Source organism: Hymenobacter latericoloratus, assembly GCF_014199535.1.
Lineage (GTDB): Bacteria > Bacteroidota > Bacteroidia > Cytophagales > Hymenobacteraceae > Hymenobacter > Hymenobacter latericoloratus.
Genome location: NZ_JACHNV010000001.1, coordinates 215,267 through 227,293 on the forward strand (window position 1 = coordinate 215,267; position 12,027 = coordinate 227,293).

At 61.1% G+C, this 12,027-nt stretch carries 10 protein-coding genes; 3 read left to right on the forward strand and 7 right to left on the reverse strand.

Translation table 11 applies throughout. From position 1 onward, the window contains the following. Positions 1 to 161 precede the first annotated feature (161 nt). The 6 genes from GGU46_RS00950 to ruvX form a co-directional block, all read right to left on the reverse strand. A complete protein-coding gene (locus tag GGU46_RS00950; protein WP_183401729.1) occupies positions 162 to 2,498 on the reverse strand; it encodes a patatin-like phospholipase family protein in 2,337 nt (778 codons plus the stop codon). A 274-nt stretch (positions 2,499 to 2,772) separates the two neighbouring features. Further along, positions 2,773 to 3,144 (reverse strand): DMT family protein, encoded by a 372-nt coding sequence (locus GGU46_RS00955; protein WP_183401730.1) that lies wholly within the window; start codon positions 3,142 to 3,144, stop codon positions 2,773 to 2,775. A 256-nt stretch (positions 3,145 to 3,400) separates the two neighbouring features. Next, positions 3,401 to 4,378 (reverse strand): zinc dependent phospholipase C family protein, encoded by a 978-nt coding sequence (locus GGU46_RS00960; protein WP_183401731.1) that lies wholly within the window; start codon positions 4,376 to 4,378, stop codon positions 3,401 to 3,403. Between the two features lie 33 nt (positions 4,379 to 4,411). Then, the gene (locus GGU46_RS00965; RefSeq protein ID WP_183401732.1) at positions 4,412 to 5,107 is read right to left on the reverse strand and encodes a DUF4241 domain-containing protein; all 696 of its coding nucleotides are present in this window, start codon (positions 5,105 to 5,107) and stop codon (positions 4,412 to 4,414) included. Between the two features lie 208 nt (positions 5,108 to 5,315). Next, on the reverse strand, positions 5,316 to 5,915 hold the full coding sequence (def, locus tag GGU46_RS00970) for a peptide deformylase (protein ID WP_183401733.1): 600 nt from the start codon (positions 5,913 to 5,915) through the stop codon (positions 5,316 to 5,318). Then, positions 5,912 to 6,322 carry a Holliday junction resolvase RuvX gene (ruvX, locus tag GGU46_RS00975; protein ID WP_183401734.1) on the reverse strand — a complete coding sequence of 137 codons (411 nt, stop codon included), beginning with the start codon at positions 6,320 to 6,322 and terminating at the stop codon, positions 5,912 to 5,914. Before ruvX ends, def begins: the two co-directional genes overlap by 4 nt. A gap of 424 nt (positions 6,323 to 6,746) precedes the next feature. On the opposite strand from ruvX, the gene GGU46_RS00980 reads away from it, so the two are divergent. Next, positions 6,747 to 8,429, forward strand: coding sequence for a S41 family peptidase (locus GGU46_RS00980; protein WP_183401735.1), 1,683 nt, complete (start codon positions 6,747 to 6,749; stop codon positions 8,427 to 8,429). 309 nt (positions 8,430 to 8,738) lie between these two features. Here the strand turns inward: GGU46_RS00980 and GGU46_RS00985 are convergent, their stop codons facing one another. After that, positions 8,739 to 9,722 (reverse strand): transglutaminase-like domain-containing protein, encoded by a 984-nt coding sequence (locus tag GGU46_RS00985; RefSeq protein ID WP_183401736.1) that lies wholly within the window; start codon positions 9,720 to 9,722, stop codon positions 8,739 to 8,741. Positions 9,723 to 9,972: 250 nt separating this feature from the next. Between GGU46_RS00985 and GGU46_RS00990 the strand changes: the two genes are divergently transcribed. Both GGU46_RS00990 and GGU46_RS00995 read left to right on the forward strand, forming a co-directional pair. Then, positions 9,973 to 11,181: a homogentisate 1,2-dioxygenase gene (locus tag GGU46_RS00990; protein ID WP_183401737.1), complete on the forward strand. Its 1,209-nt coding sequence runs from the start codon at positions 9,973 to 9,975 to the stop codon at positions 11,179 to 11,181. Between the two features lie 266 nt (positions 11,182 to 11,447). Further along, complete coding sequence (locus GGU46_RS00995; protein WP_183401738.1) at positions 11,448 to 11,978, forward strand: hypothetical protein; 531 nt, start codon at positions 11,448 to 11,450, stop codon at positions 11,976 to 11,978. Positions 11,979 to 12,027: the final 49 nt, after the last annotated feature.

Consider the following 12,027-nt stretch of genomic DNA (forward strand, 5'->3'; position numbering starts at 1 on the left):
GAGGTACGAAGCCCTCCTTCCTCTACGTGTGACAAGCCTAATAAACCGACAAGCCCTTGACGTAGGGTAGCGTCAAGGGCTTGTCACGTTTCAGGGGGTAGGGACGTTGGTCAGGAAGGATGGCTTCGTACCTCGCCCTGACAATTTTACCATCTCACCACTTACTCCAACGACCGTTCGCGGAATAGCACGTAGCCGATGTGGGCAAACACGCCGAAGCGGTGGTTGCGGTCGTCGTAGTGGATGGCTTGCACAGAGAGCGGGCCCACGGGCGTCTGGTACACCAGGCCGGTCATGAGGGTGAGGTAGGGACGGGTTACGCTGTTGGAGCGGCGCACCAGCACGGGGTTGTCGTAGGCGGGGCGCCAGGGGCGCACCAGTACGTGGGCGAAGGCCTCCGCCCGCCACTCAACCCCCCGAAAAATACCCTTGACGTAGCGCAGGCCCAGGCCCGCGTAGGCCGTGCCCCGGTAGTTGTCCAGAAACAGGGTTCGGGAGTCGGGCAGGGGTAGGAAAGCGGCCGAGGTGGTCAGCGAGGAGCGGTACGTGGCAAAGGCGCCCTGAGTGCTGGCCACGGCATCCACCACGTAACCCCAGGCGTTGGTTTTGGCCCCTACGGAGTCGGTTTTACTGAGAGAGAAATATTGCTCCGAGAACAGCGAAGCCCGCACCCAGCGCTGGTTTTTGGTCCGGCCTTCCACGCCGTTGGAGGTAGTGCCCGGGTCATATTTTTCCTGGCCCGTAATGCCGCGCACAGCAAACTCTACCCGTCGGCCTTTGGTAGCGTACTGGCGGCGGTCGAGGGAGTTGCGCTCGAAGCGCAGCCCCGCCGTGATGCCCTGGAAGCGGTTCAAATCCAACTCATCGGTGCTGCTGACTTCGCTGGTATTGGCAAACCGGTCGCGGTTGGTGAAAGCGCCAATATCCAGGATATAGCGGCTGCGGTAGTTGGGGCTGATGCCAATGTTAATACCCGTTTTCAGGTCGCGCTGCACCAGCTGGCTAGTTTCGGCATTCTGGCCCAGCAGGCCGCCCGTGTCCTGGTAGTTCAGGTTGTTGAAGGTGATAATCGGCTCGAAGTACAGCGGAATCTGGCCGGGCACGCTCACCCGGAACGAGCCCTGCACGGCGTTGTAGAAGCGGCCCACCGTGGCGTTGGCGCGCACTGTGTAGAGGTAGCGGTTGAGGTAGCGGTAGGCCCCGCCCAGGTAAAAGTTGCTCATGGAGCGCGAGGACAGCAGCACGCCCAGGTCGGCGGTGAGGTTGTTGGCCTGGCGGGCGTCAATGTTCAGGCCGTAGCCCTTCTGCTGCTCGGAGTAGCGCACCCGGGGGTACACGTTGGTAAAGAAATCGTTGCTGACGAGGCGGAAATAGCCTTCCTCAATGTCGCTGGGGGAGTAGGTGGAACCAGTACGCTGGAAGAAGCGCCGCACAAACTCCTGCTGCTGCCGGGGCAGGCCCTGCACCGTTACGCTGGTAAAATCGGGCCGGGGCGCCCGCTCCTGAAACGCCCGGCGGCGCTGCTGCAGGGCCAGCGTGTCTTCGCGGCGCGGAATACGCCTGAGCATCAGGGCCAGCTTTTCCTGAGCCGCGTTTTCGCCCAGGGCTACCAGCCGGCGCACCCGGCCGAAATCGGCGGCCGTGTAGTCGGTCAGATCAGGCTGGATGAAGATGCCGTTGGGGCCCACCGACAACGTATCGGCGGCATTGGAGCCCAGAAACACCAAGGTGCTGGTCAGTAGCTGGTCGTCCTTTTCCTTGGGGTATTTGCGGTACGCCACGTCGCCTACGTTCACCCCAATAATCACATCGGGCTTGAACTCATCCTTAATAACGCCGGTCGGGAAGTTGTCCACCACGGCCCCGTCAAAGAGGTAGCGGCCGTCTTCCTGCCGGATAGGGCGGAAGGCCAGCGGAAACGCCATAGAGTTGCGCACCGCATCGGAGAGGGAGCCGCTGCGCTGAATCACTTTCTGGCGCGTGAACACCTCCGAGGCCACGGCCCGGTAGGGCACAAACAGGTTATCGAAGTTGTAGTTGGCAATGGCGCCGGCCGGGGCCAGCATGGTCGCCAGCACATAGTTCAGGGTAGCATCATTAATGATGCGCGGCGTTACGCGGGTGCGAAAAGCCGAGTCGATGGACAAGCCCAGGTGCAGGGCCGCGGGCGAAGGATCGGCGTCGTAGAAGTTGAACACCTTGCCCTCCAGCGGACGGTTGGCCACCCAGTTCTGAAACTCGGGCTTGAGCACAATTTCCTCGATTTCCTCGGGCGAGTAGCCGGCCGCGTACATGCCGCCTACAATAGCCCCCATGCTGGTGCCCACAATGTAGTCGATGGGGATGCGGTTCTTTTCCAGCACTTTCAGCACGCCTACGTGGGCCAGGCCCTTGGCCCCGCCGCCGCTGAGTACCAGCCCCACTTTTTGAGCCTGCGCAACGGTGGCACTCAATAGCCAGAGGCCCAGCAGTAAAAAAAAACGGTAGTGTTTCGGCATATAACCGGGTAGTAGAAAACGTGAAAAGCCCCAGCAGTGGGGCGCGTTTCCCTACGCATACGGTTGAGGGGAGTTGCCCTTCGCTACCCGAAAGTCAGCGCTTCAGCGCCGGAAGTAAAGCAGGGCCTTATTTAAAGCAAGGCTCGACGCTAATCTACCGGGTTGTGGGGCGCTTGGGGTAGGGCCGCCAGGGTGGCGCGGACCGTGGCTTGTTGGCTGCCGGGGTTGCGTTACCTGCGGGCAGCGGGCCGGGGCTCCCGCTCCGGCCGCTCGCTCACCACTTCTTAAAGATGACGTACACGGCCGCCACCAGCAGGGCAAAGCCTACCACGTGGTTCCAGGCCAGCTTATCGGTTTTGAAGACGAACACGGCGCAGAGCGTGAACACCGTCAGGGAAATAACTTCCTGAATAACTTTGAGTTGAAACAAGCTGAACGGCCCGCCATTTTCCTCGAAGCCGATGCGGTTGGCCGGTACCTGAAACACATATTCGAAAAACGCCAGCCCCCAGCTAATCAGGATAACGCCCACCAGCCCCAGCCCGTGCAGCCAGCTGATTTTCCTGAACTGCAGGTGCCCGTACCAGGCAAACGTCATGAACAGGTTGGAAACAAGCAGCAGCGCAATAGTGGCAAGGCTTTTCATGAAAATGGTGAACTGGTGAGATAGTGAAATGGTGAGTTTGATGCGCAGGGGCCCGGCCTTACTGGGGTACTATCCGACGAGGCGAAAACAATCAACTCCCCAACGAGGCGGCCCCCAAACGCTACAACAGGCAGTGCCACCTCGTTGGGGAGTTGAACGGATAAAATAGGCCGCCTGCCGATATGCGGCCCCGCCAGAGCACCCGCGCTACTAGCGCCGCCGGAACGTCAAACTCACCATCTCACTATTTCACCACTTAATCCTCGTGGCCGGCAACGGGCGTAGTTGGGGCCTGGGCGGCCTGTTTGGCTTCGAGGGCCAGGCGCTGCTGCTCTTTCTCGGAGGGCGTGCGGGGTAGAGCATTGAGGTCGGGTTGGCCGGCATCTACCCAAGCCGTGTACCAGAAAGCCCCCACCAGGCGCAGAGCCAGCCGCATCTGCCGCTCCACCTGCCCGTTCAGGCGCTGGTGATACTCACGGGCGAAGTCGCGGGAGTAGGTGCGCACCGTGAGGTTGCCGCGCTGCTCGAAGCCGTATTTCCGGTCGTCGGGCAGCTTCCGGCTCAGCTCCCGCTCAAACCCCAGCACCGAATCGACGGCCGCGTGGGAGCGGCCCACCGCCGCCCAGATGGTTTGGGTCGGGCGGTCGAGGTAGGGGGCGGGGCCGGTAAAGAAATCGTAGCCGGCGCTGAGCAGCTCGGGCAGGCGGCTTTCCCAGAGGGCATGAATGCCGCGCTGCCCCGTCAGCTGCCCGTTGTAGTTGTGGGTGGTGTGCAGGGGCACGCAGGCATCGGCAATGTAGTGGCCCATGTCGGCCGAGAGGTGCAGAATCCGGTCGGTGTCGTGGGCCTGAAACGCGGCCGTAAGCTGCCCCTTCATGCGGGCCACCTGCCAGGGCACGATGCCGTGGCGCAGCAAGGAGTCTTCGCCGAGTTGGGCCACTGCATCGGGGTAGGAGCGGGGCAGCTTGTACACGGCCGAGTCGCCGTACACGTCCACATCCAGAAAGTGGCGCGGGGCCTCGCCGGGCACCACCGTGCGGCGCGAGTCGGGCCGGGTGGCGTTATCAGTCAGGTAGTCGATGTTGGCCTTGTAGAAGCCAATCATGTCGGGCGGCAGCGTAAATACAGCCAGCCGGTTAATGAGCCGGTGACTGAAAAAACCCCAGGCCTGGGCCGTGCCGGTAGAGGCTAGCACAAGCACTCCCGTTATAGTGAGTAAGAATAAGCGTCGCATAAGAGAATGATAAATAAGTTGAAAATAAGCGCGTTACCAGGAAATAACCTGAAAATCGGTTAGTAGCCGGCAGGGTCGGCGCTGGGCGTCCAGGCCCACGTAGGTGGCGTAGCTACCGTCCCCGAAACCCGTCGAGAAGGCCGCTACCGTATCGGGCGGCATGGCATACAGGAAGCCAGGGCTCGGCGACTCTGCGTCAAGCCGGAAACTGGTAATCATCAGATTTTCTGAGGCTGCCGGGTCGGCCAGATACCGGTTCAGGGGCTCCACGCTGGCCGCATCCATAAACAAGGCCATACCCCCATCAACTGGGTAGCCGTAATACTCTTTGCTGCGGAGCGGCAACGGCTTCTGGCCAGGTAACAAGGCTGGCTCCCAGCTCACTACAGGCGCCGCCGAGAACAGAATGCGGGCAAATGCTACTCGCTCGTCGCCGTTGAAGCGGGCCATAGCCAGCTCGACCGGAAACCGCCCCCGGGGAAAGAGGGTCGTAAACGGCTGGGTTTGCGAATGCAGCGAAACCGGATCGGCGGCTACTATCCGCCCCGATGGCACCGGCAGATTGCCCAGAAAATGAGCGTACAGTGTGAACTGCAGGCTGTCCTGGCTTATTTGGGTGTCAGGGAAAAAGCTGGTTTCAAAAATAGCCGGCTCGGCCTGCACCGCATACGGGCGCTGGCTGACCGTTGCCCGACCCGGTGAGAGTACATAACCGGTAGCAAACGGCACAGTAGAGGCGGTGGGGGTACTGCATCCACTCAGCAGCGCTGCCGCTCCCAATAATCGAAGTAGAGTAGAAATAAACACCATGCAATATGACAAGGAAGAGCTAGGTAATCAGCTTCCTCAGGCTGCTATACAAACAGGTGGCAGCATAATGCCCGGTTGTCCCGAGCATCATCCTGCCACCTGTGCTTAGCTAACTCACTTTTCGGGTTTACCGCCGGCCCTGGCCCACGAAGCGCATGCGGTAATCGGCATTCACGTCGCCTTTGCTGATGCGGGCCAACTTGCCCTTGAGCAGCTGCTTTTTCAGGCCTGAGGCGTAATCAGTGAATAGGATACCTTCCAGGTGGTCGTATTCGTGCTGAATCACGCGGGCCGTCATGCCCGAGAAGGTTTCCTCGTGCACTTGGCGGTTTTCGTCCTCGTAGCGCAGCACAATGGTAGCGTGGCGTACCACTTTCTCCCGGATGCCCGGAATGCTGAGGCAGCCTTCCTCAAAGCCCCACTCCTCGCCGGTTTCACTTACCATGCGGGGGTTAATGAAAGCGCGCTTTACGGGGGCGGCGGTAGGCTCTTCAATGATGGGGTTGCCTTCTTCGTCCTCGTCGAGCATAGGAGCCGAGTCGATGACGAACAGGCGGATGCTTTTGCCAACCTGGGGCGCCGCCAGGCCCACGCCGTGGGCGTGGTACATGGTGTCGAACATGTCGGCAATAATCTGTTTCAGCTCCGCCGCCGGAAAGTCGGCGGGCAGGTCTTTGGCCGGCGTTTTCAGCACCGGGTCGCCGAAGGCAACAATGGGGTAAATCATCGGGATGCGAGGAAAGATTGCAGAATGATAGTGGCCGATACTTTATCGACGGTGGCTTTGTCGCGGCGGTCTTTCTTGCTCAGCCCCCCGGCCAGCATGGCCGCGTGGGCCATACGGGAGGTAAACCGCTCGTCTACCTCGTGCACCGGCACGCCCGGAAACTCCTTGCGCAGCCGCCGTACTACCCCCACTACGGCCGGGGTAGAGTCAGTGGCTTCGTTATTGAGGTTTTTGGGCATGCCTATCACTAGGGCCGCCAGGGGCTCGCGGAGGTGGTAGGCTTTCAGGTACGCCAGCAGGTCCTGGCTGTGCACCGTGTCGAGGGGGGTAGCAATGAGCTGAAGCGGGTCCGTAACGGCCAGCCCCACGCGCTTATGCCCGTAGTCGATGGCAAGAATCCGGCCCATCGCAAAAACAAGAAGTAGAAAGCCAAGCAACAACGGTTCAGCTCCTTAGCTGCTGCCGCGCCCCAAAGATACGATACCCGCCCGGAAAGGTGACGCCGCCGGAGCTCAACCGTGCAATCCGGTGGTGCGGCCAGGGCGTACGTTGGCCGGGCAAACAACTAGCTTGAGCGAGCAGCGCCCGTCTTTCCAAAATCATAAAATAATCTTTGCACCGGGTTCATATTCAGGTAATTCTCGAGCGTTGGAATCCGCTGGAAAAGAAGATTATTTAGCGTTTAATTCATAAAAAATTGCATTGTTATTCGAAAATACATATCCCCCTATGTAGGGGGTGGGTTTCTTGGAATAGTTTCAATAGTTTTGAAGGACTGTCTGTACCGCACGCTGCCGAATATCGCCTAAACCTCTACTCTCTCAGCGCTTTATGAACATCGAGCCAACCGACTCGCCACGTCCTGCGTTGGAGCATGCTCCCAAAAATTCGCGGAGCAAGGCGCGGCAGCCGTTCTTGCTGGCGCTGGCCTTGGCGTGTGGCGTGCTACTGGGCGCTAATCCTTTTCGGCCTTCAGATCAGAACCCGGACCTCACGGCCCGCGGCTATCTAAAGTTCAAAGAAATCCTGAGCTACGTGGACCGCGACTACGTGGACTCCGTGAATGCCGAGGAGCTGTCGGACTACGCCATCAGCCGCATGCTGGAGCGCCTGGACCCACACTCGGTATTCATTCCGGCCAAGCAGCAGCAGCAGGCATCCTCGTTTCTGCAAAGCGACTACGACGGCATCGGCGTCGAGTTCAATCTGTTCCGCGACACCGTGACGGTAGTAGCTCCGCTCAGCGACGGCCCGGCTGAGCGCGCTGGTCTGCAGCCCGGCGACCGGATTCTGGCCGTGAACGGGCAGCGCGTATCGGGCGTGCATACTACCACCGAGCAGATGTTCGGGAAGCTGCGCGGCCCGCGGGGCAGCGCCGTGCTGCTGCAGGTGCTGCGCCGCGGCCAGCCCCGGCCCCTCAACGTGCAGGTAACCCGCAACCGTATTCCCAACTCCTCCGTGGATGTGGCCTACATGGTGGACAACCAGACCGGCTACATCAAAGTAAGCCGCTTTGCCAGCGGCACCTACGATGAGTTTAAGTCGGCCTTAGGAGATTTGCGCCGGCAGGGCCTCGCGCGCCTCGTGCTGGATTTGCGCGGCAACCCCGGCGGCTACCTCGACCGGGCCACCAAGATGGCCGATGAGTTCATCGGGGGTACCAAGAAGATTGTGTACACCGACGGCAAGGGCGACCAGTACGATACCCAGACCTTTTCGCGGGTAGTGGGCGAGTTTGAGGAAGGCGCCTTGGTGGTGCTGGTGGATGAAGGCAGCGCCTCGGCCGCGGAAGTGTTGGCCGGTGCCCTGCAGGACCACGACCGGGCCCTGCTGGTAGGCCGGCGCACCTTCGGGAAAGGCCTGGTGCAGCAGCCCATTGCCCTCAATGATGGCTCGGAGCTGCGCCTGACCATTGCCCGCTACTACACACCCTCGGGCCGCAGCATCCAGAAGTCATACCGCGGGGGGCTGGCCCAGTACGAGCAGGACCTGCAGAACCGCCAGCGTCACGGCGAGTTTTTCCACGCCGACAGCATCCACTTCGCCGACTCGTTGCGCTACCGCACGGCCCACGGCCGCACCGTGTACGGGGGCGGCGGCATCATGCCCGACCTGTTCGTGCCCCGCGACACCACGGCCCACTCGGCCTATTACACCCGCTTGCAGAGCCTGAACCTAGTGCGCGAGTACGCCCTGACCTACTACCAGGAGCACAAAGCCGAGCTAGAGGGGCTGCGCTTCGAGCACTTCAACCAGAGCTTCCGCATCACGGACGTGCAGCTGCAGCAGCTGGCCGCCAAAGCCGCCCGCGACGGAGTGCCCCAAAATGCCGCCGATCTGCGCCGCAGCGCCGCCCTGCTGCGCAACCAGCTCAAGGCCCTGATTGCCCGTAGCGCCTACGGCAAATCGGCGTACTACCAGGTGCTCAACCAGGAGGACTTGGAAATGCAGCAGGCCCTGCGCGCCGTGCAAGAGCCCAGCACCACAGCCATGCTCGGGCTGCTAGGCAAGTAGAGCAGTATTCAACTAAAAAGGCCGGGCCACTACCCTACGGTAGTGGCCCGGCCTTTTTCTAGGCGGCAATTGCCATTGTTTACCACCTGTCCTATTAGCACCTGTCATCTCCCATCTGTCATCCTGAGCATGTGGCGTATCAAGCCAGCGACGAAAAACCTCTACAGAAGGTAATTACTAACAGCAGAAGTCCTTCGCGCTGCTCAGGATGACAGGTGAGGGGATGATGAGGCGGGATGTAACAGGCTTTATATCAACGACAAGACTCCTGGTAGCTCGGGAGGTGAGACAGGCTAGGGCGTGCGGGACCTACTTCTTCACCACATCCTGCACGCGGAATGCCTGTTTGACGCCGGTCAGGGGTTTGCCGTCGGCTTCGGCGTAGGGGTAGATGAAGTAGTTGAGGGCCGGGTTGTTCTGGCGGGGCACCAGTACCAGGTCGCGGCCGCGGGTGAACTCCAGGCGGTTTTCGTCGTGGGCCCCGAAAAAGTAGTTGCGGCGGTCGGGGTTTTTGGCGGCTTCGGAGGCATCCACGGGTACCCAGCCGGTTTCGGGGGTGTAGAACTCGGCCCAGCAGTGGTAGCCTTTGATTTCGGCCGTGCCGCGTTCCGGGGGTAGCGGGAAGCCGATGCTGAAGCGGGCCGGAATGCCCAGGGCCCGGCAGTAGCCAATAAACACGGCGTGGAAATCGGTGCAGTTGCCGCGGCGGGCGTCGCAGGCGTAGTAGATGTCGCCGCGGCCCCAGCCCTGGCCGGTTTTGTCGTACTTCACCGTGCTGACCACGTGCTCGTACACGGCGCGGGCCTTCTCCAAATCAGTCTTGGCCTGGGCTTTGGTAGCTACCTCCAGGGCCCAGAGCCGGATTTGCGGATCGAGGGGCACGAGGCTGTCGGCGGCCAGCCAGCGCCGCAGGTTGGGGTCGGGGGCTTCGCGGGGCGGGCGCTGCCCATTCAGGACTAGGGCCAGGTGCTCACGGCGGGTAGCGCGCAGGCGCATATCTACCGTGAAGCCCTGCAGGGCCTCGCCCGTGGCTCGCAGGTGCAGAATCCGGTTGCCATACGCGCCGGTCTTGATTTCATAGGGCACCGGCGAGGTCACCTGCAGGTCGCGGATCTGCTGCGACTTATCGTCGTGGGGCACGGGTAGCCACAGGTCCACGGCCTTGGTACCGGCGGGCTGGGCCGGAATAGTAGCCGCGTAGTCGAAGGTGAACGTGCGGCTGCGGGGCGTGGGGGCAGGCGGCTGGGCCACGGTGAGCAAGGCCAGCAGGGAAGGGAGGAGCAACGAAATCATAGCAGGAGCAGCCGGCAGCCGGGGTCAGAGGGCCAAGCCTAGTACAAAGTAACGATGGGGAAGATTGTTCTGGTTCAGAATACGTTCTGTCATTCGGAGCGGAACGCGGAACCTGGGTCAGACCCAAGCAAGTCCTCAGCTTCCTCGCTCCGCTCGGAATGACTGGAGTTGGGGGCGCACGCCGGGTAAACTTTGTACCTTCACTGCCCGGCATTCATTTCGCCCTTCCCACCCATACTATCCCACCCGTATGCCTTTTTATCAACGTTTAGGTCAGATTCCGCGCAAGCGCCACACTCAGTTTCGGCAGCCCGACGGCTCGCTCTACCACGAGCAGCTGGTGGGCACGCTGGGCTTCCACGGCGTTTCGTCCTTGCTCTACCACCGGCACGCCCCCACCGAAATCCGGCAGGTAGGCGCCCCCGAGCCCTACGCGCCCAAGCTGCTCAAAGACCGGCCGCTGGAGCCGGCCCACCTGCGCACCCTCAACCAAACCAGCACCGGCAGCGACTACCTGCAGGCCCGCCAGACCGTGCTCGGCAACGCCGACGTGACCCTGAGTATCTGCAACCCCACGGAGCAGCGCATGGAGTATTACTACAAAAACGCACTGGCCGACGAGGTGATTTTCGTGCACGAGGGCCGAGGGGAGCTATGGAGCCAGCTGGGCAAGCTGGCCTTCGAGCCCGGCGACTACGTGGTGATTCCGCGCACCATCATCCACCAGCTGCATTTTGAGGAAGGGCCGGTGCGCCTGCTCATCATCGAGTCGTTCAGCCCGGTGGAAACCTGCCGGCGCTACCGCAACCACTTCGGGCAGCTGCTGGAGCACGCGCCCTACTGCGAGCGGGACTTCCGCGGCCCCTCGGAGCTAGTAGAAAACGACGTGCGCGAATCGGGCGAGTACGTGGTGCGGGTGAAGAAGGACGGGCTCTTGCACACGCTGGTGTACGGCCACTCGCCCTTTGATGTGGTGGGCTGGGACGGCTACTTCTACCCTTATGCTACCAGCATTCATGATTTCGAGCCCATTACCGGCCGCATCCACCAGCCCCCACCCGTGCACCAGCAGTTCGAGGGCAATAACTTCGTCATCTGCTCCTTCGTGCCCCGCCTCTTCGACTACCACCCGCTGGCCATTCCGGCGCCCTACAACCACTCCAACGTCGATTCCGACGAGGTGCTGTACTACGTAGCGGGCAACTTCATGTCGCGGCGGGGGGTAGATCTGGCCTCGTTCACCTGGCACCCCAGTGGCATTCCGCACGGCCCGCACCCCGGCACCGTGGAGGCCAGCATCGGCAAAAAGGAAACCCACGAGCTGGCCGTGATGGTCGATACCTTCCGGCCCCTCTACCTCACCGAGGCCGCCCTACCCTACGTGGACCCGCGCTACCCCATGAGCTGGCAGCCCGATTTCCAGCACGAGCCCCCGCGTGCCGCCGATATGATGGATTAAGAGCAAGAAAAGATTTCTTTCCAAACGAGGTGAGGCAGCTGGGTGTACCATCAGATGGGTGCACCCGCTGCCTCCTCTCGCTCGGAACGACAAGCGGAAGAGAAATCTGCACGCGAAAACCAGACCCGGAACGTTACGCAACTGGCGTCCCGGGTCTGGTTTTGTCGAGTTAGCGGGAAAGTTCGCACGGTGCCGGTAGTGTTCTAGCGGCCCGGACAAACCACACCGAACCGGGATTTCGTAGCTTCGTGAAAATTGCAACCCCTATGAAAAAAATCCTGTTTCTGGCGCCGGCTTTGTTGTTGCTGGCGGTGCTGACCAGCTGCGACAAGCTGGATAAACTGCTGACTTTTTACATTGAAGATTCGCAGTCAGTGAAGATTGCCAGCGCCTTTCCGGTGGGCCAGCTGATTCCGCTGACGCCTGTTTCGGTGCCTACCCGCTCCGATGAGAAGTTCAAGAACGAAAACACGAGCGCCAACCTGGTGAAGGATGTGAAGCTCGACCGCCTCACGCTCACCGTTACCGACCCCAGTTCCGAGAACTTCGACTTTCTGCAGAGCATCAACCTCTACATCAGCACCGACCAGAACGATAAAATTCTGCTGGCCTCCGCCGATAACATCCCCACGGGCGTAAGCACCGTGCAGCTGACGCCTACCTCTCAGAAGCTGGATAAGTACGTGAAAGCCAGTAGCTACACCCTGTCCACGGAAGCCCGCATCCGCAAGCCCATCAGCCGCGACATCACCATCCGCTCCGATTCCCGCTTCAAAGTAACCGCCGACCCGCTGTAGGTGGAGAGTTGTCATGGCGAGGAGGTACGACGAAGCCATGACAACTCTC

Bases quoted from the DNA above. Each gene is read 5' to 3' on its own strand.
- def (WP_183401733.1), bottom strand. From the start codon at position 5,915: ATGATTTACCCCATTGTTGCCTTCGGCGACCCGGTGCTGAAAACGCCG.
- GGU46_RS00950 (WP_183401729.1), bottom strand. From the start codon at position 2,498: ATGCCGAAACACTACCGTTTTTTTTTACTGCTGGGCCTCTGGCTATTG.
- GGU46_RS00995 (WP_183401738.1), top strand. From the start codon at position 11,448: ATGAAAAAAATCCTGTTTCTGGCGCCGGCTTTGTTGTTGCTGGCGGTG.
- ruvX (WP_183401734.1), bottom strand. From the start codon at position 6,322: ATGGGCCGGATTCTTGCCATCGACTACGGGCATAAGCGCGTGGGGCTG.
- GGU46_RS00980 (WP_183401735.1), top strand. From the start codon at position 6,747: ATGAACATCGAGCCAACCGACTCGCCACGTCCTGCGTTGGAGCATGCT.
- GGU46_RS00955 (WP_183401730.1), bottom strand. From the start codon at position 3,144: ATGAAAAGCCTTGCCACTATTGCGCTGCTGCTTGTTTCCAACCTGTTC.
- GGU46_RS00960 (WP_183401731.1), bottom strand. From the start codon at position 4,378: ATGCGACGCTTATTCTTACTCACTATAACGGGAGTGCTTGTGCTAGCC.
- GGU46_RS00990 (WP_183401737.1), top strand. From the start codon at position 9,973: ATGCCTTTTTATCAACGTTTAGGTCAGATTCCGCGCAAGCGCCACACT.
- GGU46_RS00985 (WP_183401736.1), bottom strand. From the start codon at position 9,722: ATGATTTCGTTGCTCCTCCCTTCCCTGCTGGCCTTGCTCACCGTGGCC.